General features: G+C 38.8%; 17 protein-coding genes and 1 other annotated feature (1 of these 18 cut by a window edge). Of the genes, 16 read left to right on the forward strand and 1 reads right to left on the reverse strand.

Going from position 1 to position 21668, the window contains the following annotated elements; translation table 11 throughout:
- Positions 1 to 143, forward strand: a binding site (T-box leader) (it extends 81 nt beyond the left edge of the window).
- Between the two features lie 112 nt (positions 144 to 255).
- Entirely contained in the window at positions 256 to 3024 is a 2769-nt protein-coding gene (gene ileS / locus MKZ14_RS04570) for an isoleucine--tRNA ligase (protein WP_048394646.1), read from the forward strand.
- A 99-nt stretch (positions 3025 to 3123) separates the two neighbouring features.
- Here the strand turns inward: ileS and MKZ14_RS04575 are convergent, their stop codons facing one another.
- Entirely contained in the window at positions 3124 to 4329 is a 1206-nt protein-coding gene (locus tag MKZ14_RS04575) for an AraC family transcriptional regulator (protein ID WP_339280643.1), read from the reverse strand.
- 202 nt (positions 4330 to 4531) lie between these two features.
- Here MKZ14_RS04575 and MKZ14_RS04580 point away from each other — a divergent pair, with 202 nt between their 5' ends.
- The 15 genes from MKZ14_RS04580 (at position 4532) to MKZ14_RS04650 (ending at position 21664) form a co-directional block, all read left to right on the forward strand.
- Positions 4532 to 4867 (forward strand): hypothetical protein, encoded by a 336-nt coding sequence (locus MKZ14_RS04580; protein WP_048394642.1) that lies wholly within the window; start codon positions 4532 to 4534, stop codon positions 4865 to 4867.
- Positions 4868 to 4891: 24 nt separating this feature from the next.
- Positions 4892 to 6460, forward strand: a complete 1569-nt coding sequence (locus MKZ14_RS04585; RefSeq protein ID WP_004227344.1) for a cation acetate symporter — start codon at positions 4892 to 4894, stop codon at positions 6458 to 6460.
- Between the two features lie 164 nt (positions 6461 to 6624).
- Positions 6625 to 7104: a signal peptidase II gene (gene lspA / locus MKZ14_RS04590; RefSeq protein ID WP_004227346.1), complete on the forward strand. Its 480-nt coding sequence runs from the start codon at positions 6625 to 6627 to the stop codon at positions 7102 to 7104.
- Entirely contained in the window at positions 7101 to 8012 is a 912-nt protein-coding gene (locus tag MKZ14_RS04595; protein ID WP_054549866.1) for an RluA family pseudouridine synthase, read from the forward strand. Before lspA ends, MKZ14_RS04595 begins: the two co-directional genes overlap by 4 nt.
- A 240-nt stretch (positions 8013 to 8252) precedes the next feature.
- Entirely contained in the window at positions 8253 to 8801 is a 549-nt protein-coding gene (pyrR, locus tag MKZ14_RS04600; RefSeq protein WP_004227349.1) for a bifunctional pyr operon transcriptional regulator/uracil phosphoribosyltransferase PyrR, read from the forward strand.
- Between the two features lie 14 nt (positions 8802 to 8815).
- Positions 8816 to 10126, forward strand: a complete 1311-nt coding sequence (locus MKZ14_RS04605; RefSeq protein ID WP_054549867.1) for a solute carrier family 23 protein — start codon at positions 8816 to 8818, stop codon at positions 10124 to 10126.
- 194 nt (positions 10127 to 10320) lie between these two features.
- Positions 10321 to 11199, forward strand: a complete 879-nt coding sequence (locus MKZ14_RS04610; RefSeq protein WP_048394636.1) for an aspartate carbamoyltransferase catalytic subunit — start codon at positions 10321 to 10323, stop codon at positions 11197 to 11199.
- A gap of 1 nt (position 11200) precedes the next feature.
- A complete protein-coding gene (locus MKZ14_RS04615) occupies positions 11201 to 12478 on the forward strand; it encodes a dihydroorotase (RefSeq protein WP_054549868.1) in 1278 nt (425 codons plus the stop codon).
- A complete protein-coding gene (gene carA, locus MKZ14_RS04620) occupies positions 12478 to 13578 on the forward strand; it encodes a glutamine-hydrolyzing carbamoyl-phosphate synthase small subunit (protein WP_016994256.1) in 1101 nt (366 codons plus the stop codon). Before MKZ14_RS04615 ends, carA begins: the two co-directional genes overlap by 1 nt.
- On the forward strand, positions 13571 to 16768 hold the full coding sequence (gene carB, locus MKZ14_RS04625; protein WP_333006117.1) for a carbamoyl-phosphate synthase large subunit: 3198 nt from the start codon (positions 13571 to 13573) through the stop codon (positions 16766 to 16768). Before carA ends, carB begins: the two co-directional genes overlap by 8 nt.
- Before the next feature lies 1 nt (position 16769).
- Entirely contained in the window at positions 16770 to 17543 is a 774-nt protein-coding gene (locus tag MKZ14_RS04630) for a dihydroorotate dehydrogenase electron transfer subunit (RefSeq protein WP_333006116.1), read from the forward strand.
- Positions 17540 to 18451 (forward strand): dihydroorotate dehydrogenase, encoded by a 912-nt coding sequence (locus MKZ14_RS04635; protein WP_333006115.1) that lies wholly within the window; start codon positions 17540 to 17542, stop codon positions 18449 to 18451. Before MKZ14_RS04630 ends, MKZ14_RS04635 begins: the two co-directional genes overlap by 4 nt.
- Positions 18451 to 19155, forward strand: a complete 705-nt coding sequence (gene pyrF / locus MKZ14_RS04640) for an orotidine-5'-phosphate decarboxylase (protein WP_036077160.1) — start codon at positions 18451 to 18453, stop codon at positions 19153 to 19155. The genes MKZ14_RS04635 and pyrF overlap by 1 nt, the downstream gene beginning before the upstream one ends.
- A 3-nt stretch (positions 19156 to 19158) precedes the next feature.
- Entirely contained in the window at positions 19159 to 19788 is a 630-nt protein-coding gene (gene pyrE / locus MKZ14_RS04645) for an orotate phosphoribosyltransferase (RefSeq protein ID WP_333006113.1), read from the forward strand.
- 880 nt (positions 19789 to 20668) lie between these two features.
- On the forward strand, positions 20669 to 21664 hold the full coding sequence (locus MKZ14_RS04650; protein ID WP_036077163.1) for an ABC transporter ATP-binding protein: 996 nt from the start codon (positions 20669 to 20671) through the stop codon (positions 21662 to 21664).
- The last annotated feature ends 4 nt before the right edge of the window (positions 21665 to 21668 follow it).

Consider the following 21668-nt stretch of genomic DNA (forward strand, 5'->3'; position numbering starts at 1 on the left):
ATTGAACATCACTTCTGAGCTAAATAACTGAAAAAAGTAGGTTATTTCGTGATGCACGACGTTAAACGTGCTTTTAAGAGGTAGTGCAAATTTTTGTACTACAATTAGGGTGGTACCGCGAGTAGAAGCTTCTCGTCCCTTAGTGGGATTGAGGGCTTTTTTTGTTTGTTTCCGAATCGTTTTAGATAATTTTGCCAATAACTGTCTTATGAGAAAAATGTCTACCTGTTTGTGTAAAATAAAGGAGGAATTTTAATGGTTGAATACAAAGATACTTTATTAATGCCAAAAACAGATTTCCCAATGCGTGGAAATTTACCGGCAAATGAGCCAAAAATGCAAGAAAAATGGAATGGCATGGATATTAACAAATTACAGATGGAGCGTACGGAAGGTCGACCAGAATTTGTTCTACATGATGGTCCTCCCTATGCAAATGGTGATATCCATATAGGTCATGCTCTAAATAAAGTATTGAAGGATATGATTACACGTCATCGCTCCATGACTGGCTACCATGTCAATTATATTCCAGGTTGGGATACACATGGTTTACCAATTGAGCAAGCATTGACTAACAAAGGTGTAAAACGTAAAGAAATGTCAGTAGCAGCATTCCGCCAACTTTGTGAAGAGTATGCTTATGAGCAAATTGACAATCAACGTGCCCAATTCCGCCGTCTAGGCATTCGAGGTGATTGGGAAAATCCATATATTACATTAAAGCCTGAGTTTGAAGCTCGTCAAATTGAAGTATTCGGTAAAATGGCGGAAAAAGGTTATATCTATAAAGGGTTAAAGCCGGTTTATTGGTCTCCTTCTTCTGAATCTGCTTTGGCGGAAGCTGAAATTGAATATAAGGACATCAAATCTCCATCCATTTATGTAAGCTTTGCAATTAAGGATGCGAAGGGTGTTGTTCCAGCAGATGCTAAATTTATCATTTGGACAACAACACCATGGACATTACCAGCAAACTTAGGGATTTCTTTGAATCCTGAATTTATCTATGTAGTAGTTGCAGTGGCTAATAAAAAATTCATCATTGCCAAAGAGTTATTAGAGTCAGTGGCAACTACGCTTGGATGGGTAGACTATGAGGTTGTACAAGAGGTAAAAGGAGAGGCATTAGATCGTATTGTAGCACAACATCCATTCTACGATCGTGAATCGCTTATTATGGTAGGTGAACACGTAACTGCTGAAGCGGGTACAGGTTGTGTTCATACAGCCCCAGGGCATGGTGAAGACGATTATCATATTGGTAAACAGTACGGTTTAGGTATTCTTAGCCCTCTTGATAATAGTGGCTGTTATACAGATGAAGCACCTGGCTTTGAAGGCGTGTTTTATAATGATGCGAATAAACTCGTCACAGAAAAACTAAAAGAAGTAGGAGCGTTAGAAAAGCTTGATTTCTTTACGCACTCCTATCCACATGACTGGCGTACGAAAAAGCCTGTTATTTATCGTGCGACACCACAATGGTTTGCATCTGTTGAAGCATTCCGTGGGGAGTTATTAGAGGCTGTAAAAGCAACAGCATTTACACCAGCTTGGGGAGAAACTCGTCTTTATAATATGATTCGTGATCGTGGAGACTGGGTAATTTCACGTCAACGTGCGTGGGGTGTGCCGATTCCGATTTTCTATGCTGAAAATGGTGAACCTATTATTACACCTGAAACAATTAGTCATGTCTCAGCATTATTCCGTGAGAATGGATCAAATATTTGGTTCCAAAAAACAGCAAAAGAGTTATTACCAGAAGGCTTTACACATCCAGGTAGCCCGAACGGCGAATTTACAAAAGAAAATGATATTATGGATGTTTGGTTTGATTCAGGTTCATCACACCAAGGTGTACTAGTAGAACGTGGTATGAAATATCCAGCTGATCTCTATTTAGAGGGCTCTGACCAACATCGTGGTTGGTTTAATTCCTCTCTTATTACATCTGTAGCTATTAACGGCTATGCACCATACAAAGGACTTTTAACACATGGTTTTGTACTTGATGGTGAAGGACGTAAAATGAGTAAATCTTTAGGGAATGTGATTATTCCGCAAAAAGTAATGGATCAGTATGGAGCAGACATACTTCGTTTATGGGTTGCTTCTGTTGATTATACAGCAGATGTGCGCATCTCTATGGATATGTTAAAGCAAGTATCTGAAGTGTATCGTAAAATTCGTAATACTTTCCGTTTCTTACACGGCAATATTGCTGATTTCGATCCTACGAAAGATCGTGTAAGTTATGCTGAGCTTCGTGAAATGGATCAATATGTGTATATGCGCTTACAGGATGTCTTAAAAACTGTGCGTGCTGCCTATGATCGCTATGATTTTGCTGCTGTCTATCATGTAGTCAATAATTTCGTTGCTGTAGAGTTATCTTCATTCTATCTTGATATTGCCAAAGACGTAGTCTATATCGAGGGTCATGACAATAAGGATCGTCGTGCGATGCAAACAGTTATTTATGATACATTGATGACATTAGTAAAAATCATGACACCAATTATCCCACATACAACAGATGAAATGTGGTCTTATCTACATGCTCAAGGTATTGTAGAAGAAGTTTCTGTTCAATTAACAGATTTCCCAGAGGTAGATGTTCAAGCGAATTTTGACAGCATACGTACAAAATGGGAAAAAATTATTGATGTACGCGATGATATTTTAAAAGCATTAGAGGAAGCACGTAATGCGAAAACAATTGGTAAATCACTTGAAGCAAAAGTCACTGTCTATGCGAAAGAAGATGTTGTCGCATTATTGAACGATGCGAACATTGACTTTGCACAACTTTCCATCGTTTCAGCTTTTGAGGTAGCTGCTATCGAGGAGGCACCTGCTGAAGCTTTAACACTTGAGCATGTTTCCATTGTTGTTGAGAAGGCTACAGGTGAGAAATGTGAGCGTTGCTGGTCAATTTCAGAAACAGTTGGTTCAAATGAAGCACAGCCTACAGTATGTGCTCGCTGTGCAGAAGTTGTAGAAAAGTATTACGTTTAATCTATAAATAACAAGAATCTGCATTTTAATGTAGAGGATGTGCAAGTCTCCTTGTTGGAGGCTTGCTTTTTTCATGGAAGTTTTGCAGATTCTTTTCCATTATTTAAATAAAATTTCTGTCGTATTGCGATAGTCTGTTGGAGATATACCTACATATTTTTTAAAAGTTAAACTATAGTAATTTGGTGTATTGAAGCCACAGGTGGAGGAGATTTTTTCTATGGTGTAGTCGTACTTGCGTAAAAAAGGTAAGGTTTTGATAATGCGTGTATAAGCAACATAGTCAACAAAATTGCGACCTGTTTCTTTTTTAAATAGTCTACTAAAATGAGTTGGGCTAAAGTTAATATATTTTGCAACATCACGAATGGTCAGTTGTTCGTCGTAATGCTCTTCAATATACTGAATAGCTTTTTGCAGCTGCTCATGCTTTGTTAAATCTTCGTAATATCGGATGTGTATATTATGGATAGGTGGTTTTCTACGTGCTTTTCTAGCCTGGCTATAGGATTCCTTCACTTGCATAGCATCCTGAAATACACCTCCAACCCCCATAAAAAGATGAATAGAACAATCCCTTTTTAGGGTCTCGATAACCTCTAATAAACAGGCTTCACCCTCAGTCCAATGTTTGAAAGAGTTGTAGTCAGTAGGAATTCGCATGAGAAGTAATAAATAGCGTTCAAAATGTAAAAAGGATAATGAGGCCTTCTCAGCAAAGTGCTGACGAAAAACTGTTGTAATACTACTACTTGCATCATGTGGGACAGCTTTCTTATTAGCCCCATCAATATAGCCTTGAATTAAAAATACAATATTAGGTATACAGTTTGTCGATAAAAATGAAGCAGATTGTATTATTTCTTGTTCATTGTCAATTTCTCCACGGATCAGGCGTTTTAAAAATGCTTCCCTAAATGGAGAGGTATGTTGTTGGGATACTTGTTGTGATAGCTCAAGCATTGTAAGTGTACTCGCCTTTTTTTTCTGATAGGACGTATACAGCTTTTTTACAATTCGTAAAAATTTTGATTTTTGTAATGGTTTTATGAGAAGTGCAGGTAAAGCTAATTCAATTGCTATACCAGTCGAGTAGGTAAGGTGTTCTGTAACAAACGGGACAATAATACTATTAGGATAATTTCTTTTTAATCGATTAATCTTTACCCAATCAAATAACCGATTGACTTCATAGACAATAATGACCTCATCTTCTGGCTTTGGCACTTTACATTCCTCTAAAGCGTTTGGTAAAACCTCTTTTAACCATTCACTCATTTGCTGCTTGTCAAATGAGTTTTCCATATACCATACCACCTTTAAAATGCTACCAGCCCCCTACGAATAAAAAGATAAAAATATTTTAACTTAAAATAGCAATTTTTTGTACTAATACAGCAATATTTTATATCTATATTGAAGTTGAAATAGAATAGAATAATTGTAGTGAATAATAATTTGAAATTTCAGACAATTATTCACTTACCAGAAAAGGGGGAGTTGGCTTATGGCGGAAGTAGGCAGTCATGATTATGACTATGTAGAAGCAGGAACAATTGATGTGAAAGATCTACCACCTTTAGATGCAACAACAAACAAAATTATGAAAGATGAATTTACAACAGGTTTAGGTTTATCGATATTTTACTTTATTTTGATTTTTAGTATCCCTGTTATGAATTGGTTTGCGCCAGCATTTGCGTTTAAGAAGATCTGGGGTGGTATGACAGTCACATGGTTTGTGACAACGATTGTAATGATGGCTATGGCATTTATTATTGCATATGTTCACACAGCCATGTACGAGAAACGTCTAAAGCAATATGATATAGCAAATAAGTAGTTGGAACAAAGGGGGAAATGTTGAATGATGGAAGCTCTATTAGAACCAAAGATGTTAATGACCATTGCTTTAATGGGAACAATTGTATACATTACGTATTTAACAAAAAGAAATGCAACAGCTTCGGATTTCTTTGTAGGTGGCCGAAGCTTCGGATGGTTTACAAATGGGTCTGCCATTGGTGGGGATTACTTAAGTGCAGCAACATTTCTGGGTATCGCAGGGTTAACATTTCAACTTGGATATGATGGTGCTTATTATGCTTTTTGCTTCTCCATTGGGTTAACATTATTAGCGATTTTTGTGGCAGGTCCTTTAAGACGTTTTGGTGCATTTACCGTTGCAGATTTTTTAGGCTATCGTTTTCATAGTAGACGAGCTCGGCTTGTAGCTGTGGCAGTGGTGTTAGCTATTTCAGGCTTTTATGCAGCTCCCCAATTATTAGGTGCTGCACAGATTTTAAGTATGTTTTTCGGTACTTCTTATGAATTCGGTATTATATTTACTTGTGTTGTTATGATTTTTTATGTAGGTATTGGTGGTATGAAAGGAACAACCATCAACCAAGCATTAGAGTTGTGGATTCGTCTTGGTGCGTTTATTGTGATGTTAATTGCAGCAGTTTATGGCGGTTTACATTATGATAAAATTTTAGCAGCCATCCATTCATTTAGCGGTCCAATTACAGGCACTTCACCGTATGCCTTAGATGGTAATGATATCAATTTTGATGGTGCTGCTTGGACAGGCACGGGCTTTTATTTCCCCACGTTCTGGCAAACAATTAGTATGACGATAGGATTAGCGCTAGGAACAATTGGTCTTCCTCATATTTTATTGCGCTTTTATACAAACCCAAGTGCTAAAGCAGCCCGTAAATCTGCACTCATGGCCATTGGGATTGCAAGCGCGTTCTTCTTGTTAGCTGTTTATTTAGGTGTTGTAGGTCGATCTATTTTTATTTCTGGGACAGCTAGTGAGGAAGTCATGCGTGATTTAGTGCTGGGTGGGAATAATATGGTCATTCCTACTACAGCCCTTGCACTAGGTGGCAAATGGCTACTTGGATTAGTTATAGCAGGAGCATTTGCAGCTATTTTCTCCAATCTTTCAGGATTGTTTATTACAAGCTCAGGTGCACTAGCTCATGATTTATATGCCAATATCATGAAAAAGGATATTACACAAAAACAACGAGTTATTGCTGGGAAAGTGGCTATTGTATTATTAGGTATTTTATATGGAGCATTGGGTTTACTTGTAAAGGATGCATCCATTGGCCATTTAGTGGCGCTCGCTTTTACTGTCGCTGCAAGTACATTTACCCCAATATTCATTTTAGGTATTTGGTGGAGAGGCATGACAGAAAAAGGAGCCATTGCAGGATTATTAATAGGACTTGGCGTGTCTATGTGGATGATCTTTTTACCAGGAACGTTACCAAGCTTCTTGCAGTTTAAAATTCCAGGTATTGTGACAGTACCTGTGGGCTTCTTATCTGTTATCATCGTGTCATTAATAGATCGCAAAGTTCCTGCTGATGTTAATGACTTCATGAAGCGAGTACATTCAAAAGAATCTGAAACTGTCTAACCAATAAGTTATGGCTATTTCTATTGCTTAAACGTAATAGGGGTAGCCTTTTTATATTTCTTGAAGAGATTTAGAATCAGCCATATTTAGATATGATATTAGTTATTGTGAATGGTACTGTTATGGTAGAATAGGTAAGATGTTGAGTGAACGGAGGAATGTCTGTGTATAAATATTATGGATTAGCTGCTTTTGTCGTTTTACTGGATCAATGGACAAAATGGCTGATTGTGAAAAATATGGAATATGCTGAACGCATTGCTGTATGGGACCCATGGTTTGGTATTTTGTCTCATCGAAATAGAGGGGCAGCATGGGGGATGCTAGAGGGGCAAATGTGGTTGTTTAGTATTGTCACAGTTGCTGTTATCTGTGCGATTGTCTATTTTTATCATAAAGAAGCAAAGGGAAAGCCTGTTTTTCAAGTCGGCTTAATGCTCTTGCTTGGTGGTGCAGTAGGAAACTTTATAGACCGTCTATTTAGAGGAGAAGTGGTCGATTTTGTAGATGTTTTAATTCCAATTATTAATTATGATTTTCCTATTTTTAATGTGGCAGATGCTGCATTAACAATAGCGGTTGTCGTGCTGATGATTGGCTTAATTATGGAAGATAAAAAAGAGAAGAAACAGGTGAAACAATGACGCAAGTAACATATACAATCGAAGAACAGCAGCAAGGAGAGCGCATTGATAAAGCACTTTCTAGCTTACAATCTGAGTGGTCACGCACGCAAATTGGGAACTGGATTAGTGAGGGAGTCATTAAAGTAAACGGTGATGCTGTAAAGGCAAAATATAAGGTTAAAGCTGGTGACATCATCGCTATTGATGTACCAGAAGTGGAAGAATTGGATGTTGTCGCAGAAAATTTAGATTTAGATATTGTTTATGAGGATGCAGATGTTCTTGTTGTGAATAAACCAAAGGGTATGGTGGTACATCCAGCACCGGGCCATATGGGAGGTACACTGGTAAATGGCTTAATGTATCATTGTAAAGACTTATCAGGAATTAATGGTGTACTACGACCAGGGATTGTCCATCGTATCGACAAAGATACATCGGGCTTATTGATGGTTGCTAAAAACGATACGGCTCATGAATCATTAGTCAATCAATTAGTGAATAAAACAGTTACTCGTAAATATATTGCTCTTGTCCACGGGCATATTGCACATGATAAGGGGACAATTGATGCACCAATTGGACGTGACCAAAAAGATCGCCAAAAACAGGCAGTTGTCGATAATGGTAAACATGCTGTCACACACTTCCAAGTTGTTGAACGTTTTGGTGACTATACGCTGGTGGAATGTCGTTTAGAAACGGGACGTACACACCAAATTCGTGTGCATATGAATTATATTGGCTTCCCACTTGTTGGAGATCCAAAATATGGTCCGAAAAAGACAATCGACTTTGGGGGACAAGTTTTACATGCAGCGACTTTAGGATTCGATCATCCTTCATCTGGAGAATACTTGGAGTTTGAAACACCACTTCCAGCTGATTATGAACAATTATTAAATGATTTACGAAATAGGCATTGACGTATACGAAAAGAAAGTCTATACTAACGACAGTGAATGAACAACATAACTAAATATTCACCTTTAATGGCAGTCCAGAGAGGCTGAGAAGGGACATGTGATAGTGTTGTGGAAATTTGTGCTGCAAATTTTTCCAACATGCTTTTTCGACACGTATACAACCCTCTCAGGCTATTCGCCTCGAGAGGTTTTTTTATGGACACATGGCCGATAATAGATTGAAGAGAGGAGGATACGAATATGGCACAAAATGAATTATTAGATGGCCCATCAATGACACGAGCATTAACACGTATTGCCCATGAAATAATTGAACGTAATAAAGGAATCGATGAATGTATTTTAGTTGGCATTAAAACACGAGGTGCCTTTCTAGCCAGACGTTTGGCGCAGCGAATTGAAAAAATTGAAGGTAAACCGATTCGTACAGGGGAACTTGATATTACACTTTACCGAGATGATTTAACAACGAAACATGAAAACGAACAAGCACATGTAGAACAAGTTGATATCGAGTATCAAGTGAAAAATCAAAAAATCATCTTAGTAGATGATGTACTTTATACAGGTCGGACAGTACGTGCAGCTCTAGATGCTGTAATGGATTTAGGAAGACCTGCACAAATTCAACTAGCTGTTCTAGTAGATAGAGGACATCGAGAGCTACCAATTAGAGCAGACTATGTGGGAAAAAACGTTCCAACTTCTGGCTCTGAGCGCATTGTTGTCAATTTACAAGAAGTAGACGGAGAAGATTGCGTCATTATTTACAAAGAAGACGAACAATAAAGTGAGGAAACAGTATGTCAAATGCAGTTTTAGATATTAAGGATAAACCGACCCCGCTCCAGCTAGTGACATTAAGTTTCCAGCATATGTTTGCGATGTTTGGTTCAACGATTTTAGTACCGCAGTTAGTAGGTCTTAGTCCAGCGATTGCCCTTTTAACAAGCGGAATTGCTACATTATTCTTCCTATTAATTACGAAATTCCAGGTACCGGCTTATTTAGGCTCATCCTTCGCCTTTATTGCACCAATCCTACTTGCTGCAGGTGGTTTAAATGAAGACGGTTCGAGTGTAAACCCAGGCAATGCCATGATCGGTGCTATGGCTGTCGGCATTACGTACGGAATTGTATCCTTAATCATTTGGAAAAGTGGTTATAAGTGGATTATGAAAATCTTGCCACCGATTGTGGTAGGTCCAGTAATTATGGTAATTGGGCTTGGACTTTCTGGTACGGCTGTGAATATGGCAATGAACGTTAATGGAGAGTATAGCTTTTTACACTTCTCAGCTGCTTTAGTTACGGTCTTTACAGCGATCATCTTTACGATTTTCTTTAAAGGAATTTTAAGCACTATGCCAATTTTGATGGGCCTAATTGTAGGTTACATTTACTCCATGATAATTGACATAGTAGACTATACACCGATTGCCAAAGCAAAATTCTTCGCTATGCCTGATTTCTTAATACCGGGTGTGCATTATGAGTTTGAAATAACAACAAAAATTCTACTTATCATGGTACCGATCGTTATTGTAACAATTTCAGAACATATTGGTCATCAACTGGTATTAGGAAAAGTAGTAGATCGGGATTATATTAAAGAGCCAGGACTACACCGTTCGCTACTAGGTGACGGACTTGGCACATTTGTGAGTGCTTTAATCGGAGGCCCTCCGAAAACGACGTATGGTGAGAATATTGGTGTACTAGCCATTACTCGAGTATACAGTATCTACGTTATTGCAGGTGCTGCAGTGGTTGCTATCTTACTATCATTCTTCGGGAAAGCAATGGCCGTAATTGCAACGATTCCAACCGCAGTACTTGGTGGGGTCTCCATCTTACTCTTCGGAATTATCGCAGCAAGTGGCTTACGTATGCTAGTAGATAATCATATTGATTTTGGTAACAGTCGTAACCTAGTAATTGCTTCAGTGATTTTAGTCATTGGTATTGGCGGTGCCAAGTTTGTTATCTCAGAATCATTGAGTGTTGAAGGAATGGCCCTAGCAGCGATTATTGGTGTGCTATTGAATGCGATTCTACCAGGTAAAAAAGAAGCTGATATACCCGTACAATACAATCAAAATAAAGATTCATAGTAGTACCTTTTAATGAATTGTCCAGAGAGGCAAAAAAAGGGAAGTTGTGGACAGGCTGAAGTAGGATGTATGTCTTGCTGTAGTTTGTCACGCCTCCTCATGCCTCGTTGATGACATCAACGGGGCTTTTACTTTATATACAGAGAACGTCAGACAAAGACGTTCACGATTCACAACCTAATGGAGGTCACATGATGAAGAACTTATTATCGATGGAACATTTAACAACAGAAGAGATTAACCAAATCCTAGATCTTGCGCAAGCATTTGAAAATGGTGAAACATCATCGTTATCTCGCACACACAAAGTGGCCAACCTATTCTTTGAACCAAGTACTCGTACAAAAACAAGCTTTGAAATGGCAGAATACAAAATTGGCTGTCATGTTATCCCTTTTGATGCAGGGTTTTCGAGTGTTACAAAAGGGGAAACGATGTACGATACGGTCAAAACATTGGAAATGATTGGTTTAGATGCTGTCATCATTCGAGCGTCAGAAGATGAGTATTACAATGAGCTGCTGAATGGTATCAACGTAGCGATTATTAATGCAGGAGATGGTGCTGGGCAACACCCTTCACAATCCTTATTGGATCTTTATACCATCAAAAAAGAGTTTGGCTATTTCGAAGGGTTGAATGTCACAATTGCAGGAGATATCTCTCATAGTCGAGTAGCGAAATCAAATGCAACAGCATTACAAAATTTAGGGGCAAATGTTCATTTCCTTTGCCCAGAAGAATGGTCTGGCGGTTTTGAAGCGCACCATTCATGGGATAATCTGATCGAAATAAGTGATGTCATTATGTTACTACGTGTGCAACATGAACGTCATAAAGTAAATAAAAGCTTCTCAAAGGAAGGTTACCATCAAGAGTTTGGTTTAACAATTGAACGAGAAAAGCAAATGAAAGAATCGGCCATTATTATGCATCCAGCACCCGTCAATCGTGATGTCGAAATTGCTTCTGAGTTAGTCGAGTGTGATCGCTCTCGAATTTTTGAACAGGTGCGGAACGGTGTTTACACACGGATGGCTATTATGGAAACCATTTTAAAGGGGAGAGAATAACATGACAAAGGTACTTCAAAATGTACAAATGCTAGATGAACAAGGTGAATTGAAGACAGTCAATATTGCAATGGCAGACGGAAAGATTACGGCTATTGGTCAAGATGTGACTGTAGCAGGTGCAGAACTGATTGAAGGACATGGCTTAATCGTAGCACCAGGCTTTATCGATGTTCATACACATTTACGAGAGCCAGGATTTGAGCATAAGGAAACCATTGCAACAGGTTCGGCATCAGCAGCAAAAGGCGGCTTTACGACAATTTGCGCAATGCCTAATACAAAGCCAGTACCTGATTCGGTTGAAAACATGCAACTCATCAATGGGCTCATTAAGGACAGTGCGGTTATTCGAGTACTCCCATACGGTTCCCTAACAAAGGATATATCGGGTGAGGTTCGAACAAATATTGAAGAATTAAAAGCACATGGAGCAGTGGCATTCTCAGATGATGGTGTTGGTATCCAGCTAGCCTCAACGATGTATGAGCAAATGAAAGATGCGGCCCAGCACGATATGGTCGTTGTAGCACATTGTGAGGACAACTCATTAATCTATGATGGTGTGATGCATGAAGGAAAGCGTAATAAAGAGCTAGGCCTCCCAGGAATACCTTCCATTTGTGAATCCGTACAAATTGCACGAGATGTACTACTTGCAGAAGCAGCAGGCGCTCGTTACCATGTTTGTCACGTATCGACGAAGGAATCAGTGCGTGCGGTAAGAGATGCAAAGGCTGCAGGAATCCGTGTCACAGCAGAAGTTTGTCCACATCATTTATTACTAGAAGAGATGGATATTCCATCTGATGATGCTAATTGGAAAATGAATCCACCATTACGCGCAGCGGATGATAAAGATTCTCTACATGCAGCACTACTTGATGGCACAATCGACTGCATTGCAACAGATCATGCGCCACACACAGTAGAAGAAAAATGCTGCGGTATGGTTGGCGCACCATTTGGTATTGTAGGTTTCGAAACAGCTTTCCCACTACTTTATACACAGTTTGTAGAAACAGGAAAGTGGACGTTAAAACAATTAGTTGATTGGATGACAGTGAAAGCAGCTGAGATTTTTGATCTGCCATATGGCACATTAGAAGTGGGTGCTTCAGCGGATATGATTTTAATTGATATTAAAAAAGAACAAACGATTGATGCAGAAGGCTTTGTATCAAAAGGTCGTAATACACCATTCAACGGCTGGGTGGCAAAGGGTTGGCCAGTACTAACTATTTTTGAAGGCAATATCGTATATCAGGAGGCAGAGTAATGAAAAAACGTTTACTAGTTTTAGAAGATGGCACAGTATTTACAGGTACAGCATTTGGTAGCGAGCGCGCTTCACAAGGTGAGGTTGTTTTCACAACAGGGATGACGGGTTATCAGGAAACGATTTCAGATCCTTCATTCTATGGACAAATTGTCACTTTAACTTATCCTTTAGTTGGTAATTACGGCATTAACCGTGATGACTTTGAATCGATTACGCCAGCTATTCGTGGATTTGTTGTGCGTGAATTAGCTAAAAATCCTTCAAATTTCCGCTGTGATTTAACTTTAGATGATTATTTGACATCAAAGGATATCCCAGGAATTGAAGGGATTGATACACGAAAATTAACACGTATTATTCGTAGTAAAGGTTCCGTAAAAGCGATTTTGACAGCTGCTGATGAAGAAGTAAATGTGGATGAAATAGTAGCACAATTACAAGCAACGCCAGCCATTACGCACCATGTTCGTGAAGTATCACCAAAAGCGGCCTACCCATCTCCAGGACGTGGTAAACGAGTTGTCCTAATTGATTATGGTATGAAGCATGGGATTTTACGTGAATTAAACAAACGTGATTGTGATGTGCTAGTAGTACCTTATAATACGTCAGCTGAGGAAATTTTAGCTTGGCATCCAGATGGCATCATGCTGTCGAATGGACCAGGAAATCCTGAAGATGTTCAAGAAGGCATTGAAACAGTACGTAACTTAATTGGAAAAGTGCCAATGTTCGGTATTTGTTTAGGCCATCAAATCTTTTCTTTAGCAAGTGGTGCGAAAGCCTTTAAATTACCGTTTGGACACCGTGGTGGTAACCATCCAGTAAAAGATTTACGCACAGGTCGTACAGATTTAACATCTCAGAACCATGGCTATGCGATCGATATCGAATCATTGAAAGATACTGATTTAGAATTAACACATATCGCGTTAAATGATGGAACATGTGAAGGTGTGCGTCATAAAAAATATCCAATTTTCACTGTGCAATATCACCCAGAAGCATCACCAGGTCCAGAAGATTCAAACCACTTATTTGATGAATTCATCGAAATGATGGAAGTAGAAGCAGGGAAGGGGAAACAACATGCCTAAACGTACAGATATTGAAACTATTTTAGTAATCGGCTCAGGCCCAATTGTTATCGGACAAGCAGCAGAATTTGACTATGCAGGAACACAAGCATGTCTTTCATTAAAAGAAGAGGGCTACCGCGTTATTTTAATCAACTCAAACCCTGCTACAATCATGACAGATACAGAAATTGCAGACAAAGTCTATATTGAGCCAATTTCTCTTGATTTTGTATCGCGTATATTACGTAAAGAACGCCCAGACGCGATTTTACCAACACTTGGTGGTCAAACGGGCCTAAATATGGCGATCGAATTAGACAAATCAGGTATTCTAGATGAGCTTGGGATTGAAATTCTTGGTACTAAATTAGATGCCATCCATAAAGCAGAGGACCGTGATTTATTCCGTAATTTAATGTATGAGCTAGGAGCTCCAGTTCCTGAATCTGATATTATTCATAACTTAGATGAAGCGAAAAGATTTGTTGCGAAAATTGGCTATCCTGTTATTGTTCGACCTGCCTTTACACTTGGCGGTACAGGGGGCGGTATTTGCTACAACGATCAAGACTTAGAAGAGATTGTGACATCGGGTTTAAAATATTCACCTGTAACGCAATGTCTATTAGAGAAATCAATCGCAGGCTATAAAGAGATTGAATACGAAGTAATGCGTGATGCAGCTGACAATGCCATCGTTGTATGTAACATGGAAAACGTTGACCCAGTAGGGATTCATACAGGTGACTCAATCGTTGTTGCACCAACGCAAACACTATCTGATCGCGAAAACCAAATGCTACGTAATATTTCACTCGATATTATTCGCGCATTAAAAATTGAAGGTGGCTGTAACGTACAGCTTGCACTTGATCCATATAGCTTTAATTACTATGTGATTGAAGTAAATCCACGTGTCTCTCGTTCATCTGCATTAGCATCAAAAGCAACAGGTTATCCAATTGCTAAGCTAGCAGCTAAAATTGCAGTAGGCTTAACGTTAGATGAAATTAAGAACCCTGTAACAGGCTCAACATATGCTTGTTTTGAGCCTGCACTGGACTATATCGTAGCAAAAATTCCTCGCTGGCCATTCGATAAATTCGAATCTGCTAAACGTAATCTTGGTACGCAAATGAAAGCGACTGGTGAAGTAATGGCGTTAGGTCGTACTTTTGAGGAAGCTATGCTAAAAGCGGTTCGTTCTCTTGAGACAGGTCAAGTACATTTAGAGTTAAAACATGCTGAAGAAAATTCAGATTCTTGGATTGAAAAACGTATTCGCAAGGCTGGGGATGAACGTCTATTCTTCATCGGTGAAGCTTTACGTCGAGGTGTAACAATTGAACAAATTCATGAATGGTCAGCAATCGATCTATTCTTCTTAAATAAGTTTAAAAATATTGTGGATATGGAACAAACACTTGCTGACAATAAGAATGACAAAGACGTACTTCGAACAGCTAAACGTTTAGGCTTTGCAGATAAGAAAATTGCTGAACTTTGGGAAACGACACCAGAAGATCTTTACGCTTATCGTAAAGAGCATGGCATTATGCCGGTCTATAAAATGGTGGATACATGTGCAGCAGAATTTGAATCAGAAACACCATATTTCTATGGCACATATGAAGACGAAAATGAATCGATTAAGTCAGAAAAACCTTCTGTTGTGGTACTTGGTTCAGGTCCAATCCGTATCGGACAAGGGGTAGAATTTGACTATGCCACTGTACACTCAGTATGGGCGATTCAAGAAGCGGGTTATGAAGCAATCATCATCAACTCAAATCCAGAAACGGTGTCAACAGACTTCTCAATTTCCGATAAGTTATACTTTGAACCATTAACAATTGAGGACGTTATGCATATTATCGACTTAGAACAACCAATTGGTGTTGTTGTTCAATTTGGTGGTCAAACGGCTATCAACCTTGCTGATAAATTAGCTGCTAATGGCGTGAAAATCCTAGGTACATCTCTTGAGGATATTGACCGTGCAGAAAACCGAGATAAATTTGAGCAGGCGCTACGTGAATTAGATATTCCACAACCTCAAGGAGAAACAGCGGTTTCTACAGAGGAAGCTCTTGCCATTGGTGAGCGTCTAGGCTTCCCAGTGCTTGTTCGCCCTTCTTATGTACTTGGTGGACGTGCTATGGAAATTGTTTATAATCAAGAAGAATTACAGCACTATATGGAAAATGCAGTAGAGGCATCTCCAGATCATCCAGTATTAGTAGACCGTTACTTAACAGGTCAGGAAATTGAAGTAGATGCTATCTGTGACGGTGAGAATGTGTTAATTCCAGGAATTATGGAGCATATCGAGCGTGCAGGAGTTCACTCTGGTGACTCAATCTCTGTTTACCCACCGCAAAAATTAACACAGGCACAAAAAGATACATTAGTTGACTATACAACTCGTCTTGCGAAGGGGCTAGGCATCATCGGCTTAATGAACATTCAATATGTTATTTCACAAAACGAAGTATTTGTCATCGAGGTAAATCCACGTTCATCACGTACAGTACCGTTCCTAAGTAAGATTACAAATATTCCAATGGCTAATATTGCAACAAAAGCAATCCTTGGCAAATCCATTGTAGAGCAAGGCTATCCAACAGGCTTAGCAGCGGAGCAAAAAGGCGTATTTGTAAAAGTACCAGTGTTCTCATTCGCTAAATTACGTCGTGTAGACATTACATTAGGACCTGAAATGAAATCTACTGGTGAAGTAATGGGGAAAGATGCAACATTAGAAAAAGCTCTTTATAAAGGGTTAGTTGCAGCAGGTATGGAAATACGAACAGAAGGTACTGTATTATTCACTGTGTCTGATAAAGATAAGGAAGAAGCGATTGCATTAGCAAAACGCTTCTCAACAGTAGGCTATCGCATTGTAGCTACTGAAGGTACAGCAAAAGCATTTGAAGCAGCAGGCGTAAGAACGGATGTAGTAGGTAAGATCGGGGCGAAAGGACAAACATTGATTGACCTTATTCAAAATGGGGAAGCTCAGCTTGTTGTCAATACATTAACAAAAGGCAAGCAACCAGCTCGTGACGGCTTCCGAATTCGTCGTGAGTCTGTAGAAAATGGTGTACCTTGTCTAACATCTCTAGATACAGCAGAAGCAATGGTACGTGTTATCGAATCTATGACATTTACAGCAGAACAAATGCCAAAAGCGGAGGTAGTACACTAATATGATACGTCAAGAGAAAATGACGGTCGTCTCTCAAAAGCAAATTGCGACAAACATTTTCGAACTGACACTTCATGGTGAACTGGTTCAGGAGATGACTCCTGGCCAGTTTGTCCATGTAAAGGTGTCGGATTCACTGGAGCCGCTTTTACGTCGACCAATTAGTATTGCAAATATTGATCAAGACAACAATGAATTTACGATGATTTATCGTGCCGAGGGGCGTGGTACGAAAGTGTTAGCGACGAATCGTGAGGGGCAACAAGTCGATGTACTTGGCCCAATAGGGAATGGATTTCCAGTAGATGCAGTTCAAGAAGGAGGCACGGCGCTATTAGTTGGAGGTGGTATTGGTGTACCTCCATTACATGAGTTAGCCAAGCAATTGAATGCTCGTGGTGTGAAAACAATCCATGTCCTAGGCTTCCAAACAGAGGATGTCTGCTTTTATGAGGATGAATTTAGTGCACTTGGTGAAACGCATTATGTTACGGTGGATGGCTCGAAAGGTACAAAAGGCTTTGTAACCACGGTTTTAGAGTCGTGTGCTCCTGAATTTGATGTTTTTTATTCCTGTGGACCCTTACCAATGTTAAGAGCATTAGAAGGCTATTACCCTGAAAAAGAGGGCTATTTATCATTTGAAGAACGTATGGGCTGTGGTATTGGAGCTTGCTTTGCATGTGTATGCAAAACAACAGATCAAGTTGAAAAGGACTATGTTAAAGTTTGCTCTGATGGTCCAGTTTTCCCGAAAGGAACGGTGGCACTATGAGTCGTTTAACAATTCAAATACCAGGCTTAGATTTAAAAAACCCTATTATGCCAGCCTCAGGTTGCTTTGGCTTTGGTCGTGAATATGCACAGCTTTATGATTTGTCTAATCTAGGCGCTATCATGATTAAGGCAACAACGGTCGAAACGCGTGCGGGTAACCCTACGCCTCGTGTTGCCGAAACAGCAGCGGGGATGTTAAATGCCATTGGTCTACAAAATCCAGGCATTGAAAAAGTGATGAATGAGGAATTAAAATTTTTAGAGGGTTTTGATGTGCCTATCATCGCCAATGTCGCTGGAACAGAGACAGCAGACTATGTAGAAGTAGCACGCCGTATTTCAACAGCACCAAATGTTAAAGCATTGGAGCTGAATATTTCTTGCCCTAATGTGAAATGTGGTGGTATTCAATTTGGAACAGATCCTGCTACAGCACGTGAGCTTGTAAAGGCAGTAAAGGCTGTGTCAGAAGTGCCAGTCTATGTGAAGCTATCACCAAACGTGACGAACATCGTTGATATTGCCCTAGCTGTTGAAGCAGGTGGAGCAGATGGTATTACGATGATTAATACATTGGTTGGTATGCGATTAGACGAGCGTACAGGTAAGCCAGTCATTGCTAATGGCACAGGTGGACTATCTGGTCCTGCTGTAAAACCTGTAGCAATACGAATGGTTTATGAGGTATACAAGGCCGTCAATATTCCGATAATTGGTATGGGCGGTGTAACAGAAGCGCAGGATGTCATTGATTTTATGTCTGCAGGTGCTTCAGCTGTAGCAGTAGGAACAGCTAACTTTGTTGACCATTTCGTTTGTCCGAACATTATTGAAGAATTACCAGCAAAGCTGGATGCATTAGGTGTAGAACATATAACAGAGATTATTGGAAGGAGCCATCGTTGATGAATACGAAACCTATACTAGCTCTAGATTTTCCAGGAGAAAAAGAAGTATTCGATTTTCTTAAAAAGTTCGATGAGCCTCTTTTCGTGAAAATTGGAATGGAATTATATATGCAAGAAGGACCTGATATCGTACGCAAAGTAAAGGATTTAGGTCATGATATTTTCCTTGATTTAAAATTACATGATATCCCAAATACAGTAGGCTCTGCGATGAAGGGTCTAGCAAAATTAGGGGTAGATTTAGTTAATGTCCATGCTGCAGGCGGACGTCCTATGATGGAAGCTGCTCTAGAAGGACTTGAAGCGGGAACGCCATTAGGCAAAGTACGTCCTGCACTAATAGCCGTTACTCAATTAACATCCACAACAGAAGAACAAATGCAAGCAGAGCAAAAAATTGCTCTTTCATTGCAAGAGTCTGTCCTACACTACGCAGGGCTCACAAAGGAAGCTGGCTTACAAGGTGTTGTTTGCTCTGTCCATGAGGCTAAGGCGATTGCTGAGGCGTGTGGAGATGAATTTCTACGTGTCACACCTGGAATTCGTTTAGCTGGCGGTGCTGCACACGATCAAAAACGTATAGCAACACCTGATGGGGCAAAGCGTGATGGTTCATCACTCATCGTTGTTGGCCGTGCTGTAACAGGTGCACAGGATCCAGTAGCAGCGTATAAAATCGTAAGTGAATTATGGGAGGCATAAATTATGACATTACAAAATAAAATTGCACACGCTATGTTAAAAGTTGGGGCTGTAGAATTAAATCCTACAGAGCTATTTACATGGGCATCTGGTATTAAATCACCTATATACTGTGATACACGTTTAACCATTTCCGATCCAGTTATTCGAAAACAATTAGCAAATGGTTTAGCCTCTGTCATCAAAGAGAACTTCGGTGCGACAGAAATTGTAGCAGGAACAGCTACAGCAGGTATCCCACATGCAGCATGGGTAAGTGATATTTTAGAATTACCAATGGTTTATGTACGCTCGAAAGCGAAGGAGCATGGTCGTGGCAATCAAATTGAAGGAAAATACGCAGCAGGACAAAAAGTAGTGGTTGTGGAGGATATCGTCTCTACAGGTGGCTCTTCCATTACAGCAGTAGAAGCATTGCGTGCAGCAGGCTGTGAGGTGCTTGGCGTTGTATGTGTTTACACATATAATCTTCCACGTGCTGAGCAAGCGTTTGATGAGGCTGGCATCCAATACGTATCGTTAACAAATTTTGATTATCTAATTGAAGCAGCAAATGAATCAGGGGCTATCAAAGAAGAAGATATCCCATTCTTAAAAGAGTGGCATGGAAAATTAAAAGCTGGAGAGCTATAATTAGAAATCTTGTAAAAGTAGTAGTAAAACATAGAGTTACTGGAATATAAAAGAGAGCAAATGCATAGAAACAACTATCGATATTTTTGTTGATAGTTGTTTTTTTGTGTTTTTCATCGTAGTCAAAGGAAAATAAACTTTATTAACTTTTAAGAGAAGTATGGTCTATAGATTAAAGATATTGTAAAAATAATTTATTTTTCTAATGTAATATAAAATACTTTATTTGTTTAGCACTTTAATAAATAAAATTATTCATTAATAATAATTAGGAAAATTTAGTATCATTCTATGAATTAAATAAACAATAAAAATCCTTTTATAATCATGTTTTCCAAATAAAAGTAAATTTTAACGTAGTATGAATAGGTCAATTGAGTAGGTTGTTATTATTTTAGTAAAATAAAAAAATGATACTTTAGGCAAATAAAGTTAAAAATGAACAAATGTTCAGTATGGCAAAACCTAAAGCATCTAATTTAAAATGGTATAGTTGTATGGATTATTTTGTATGTAATATTATGAGAATTGTAAAAATTCACTTGATTAAATGTATTATTTCCAGATAAAATAGCATTACGCCTAATTGTCAGAATATTATATACTGATCCAGTTACTATTACATTTGGAAAATAGGGTCAATTTTATGTAAGGAAGATGTTCTTTTTAAAATTTGATGTTTTTTTTAGCTAATATAATTTTGAAATAGGTTTAACACCTTATGATCTAATTTTTCGGAATATTGGATCTTATGAGGGAATCCAAAAGCTAATTTCTTTTTACATCTTTTACTTAAAGAATACATTTTAGACATATGTTTCTGTTGCTTACATAAAGGATGTAGTGATTTTTAGTAAAAAAATTAAAGGTGTGATATTAAATGAGCTTAATGTTAGAAGTGAAAAACCTTAAAACTGGTTTTGATATAGATGGGGAGATTTATCATGCTGTTGATGATGTTTCTTTTTCAGTCAAATCAGGTCAAATTATTGGGGTAGTTGGGGAATCTGGATGTGGAAAAAGTGTCATGTCCCTTTCAGTTATGCAGCTTCTTCCAAAAGGGATTGGTAAAATTACAGGCGGAGAAATTAAGTTTGAAGGCAAAAACATCGAAAATTATTCTAGCGATGACATGAATAAGATTAGAGGAAAAGATATCAGTATGATTTTCCAAGAACCCATGACATCATTAAATCCCGTTTTTACAATTGGTTCACAAATACAAGAGATTATCTTAAATCACTCTAAAATCTCAAAGGCAGAGGCTAAAAGTAAAGCAATAGACTTATTAAAACAAGTTGGCATACCGAGAGCGGATCAAATTGTTGATGAGTATCCACACCAATTATCTGGTGGTATGAGACAAAGGGTTATGATTGCCATTGCCATTGCATGTCAACCTAAACTATTAATTGCAGATGAACCTACTACGGCTCTTGATGTGACGGTACAAGCTCAAATCCTAGATCTATTAAAGACAATTCAAGCAAAGAATGATATGTCCATCGTGCTTATTACACATGATTTAGGTGTCGTAGCCGAAATGTGTGATGAAGTAATTATCATGTATGCAGGGAAAATTGTAGAAAGAACAAATGTAGATAATTTGTTCCACAACCCTCAGCATCCTTATACAAAGCTATTAATGGCTTCTATACCAAGAATCGATGAAGAAGTTGAAAAGTTAACAACCATTCAAGGGATTGTACCTTCGTTAAAAAATATGCCCCAAATAGGTTGCCGTTTTGTGGATAGATGTCCTTCGGCTATGCCTGACTGTAGCAAGGTTACGCCACAACTTTCCTTCATAGGCGAGGGACATGAGGTATCATGTTTACTTTACGAAAGTTGTGATACAAGAAAGGGTGTGAGCTGACAGT

It is taken from the genome of Lysinibacillus sp. FSL P2-0066 (assembly GCF_037969495.1).
Lineage (GTDB): Bacteria > Bacillota > Bacilli > Bacillales_A > Planococcaceae > Lysinibacillus > Lysinibacillus boronitolerans.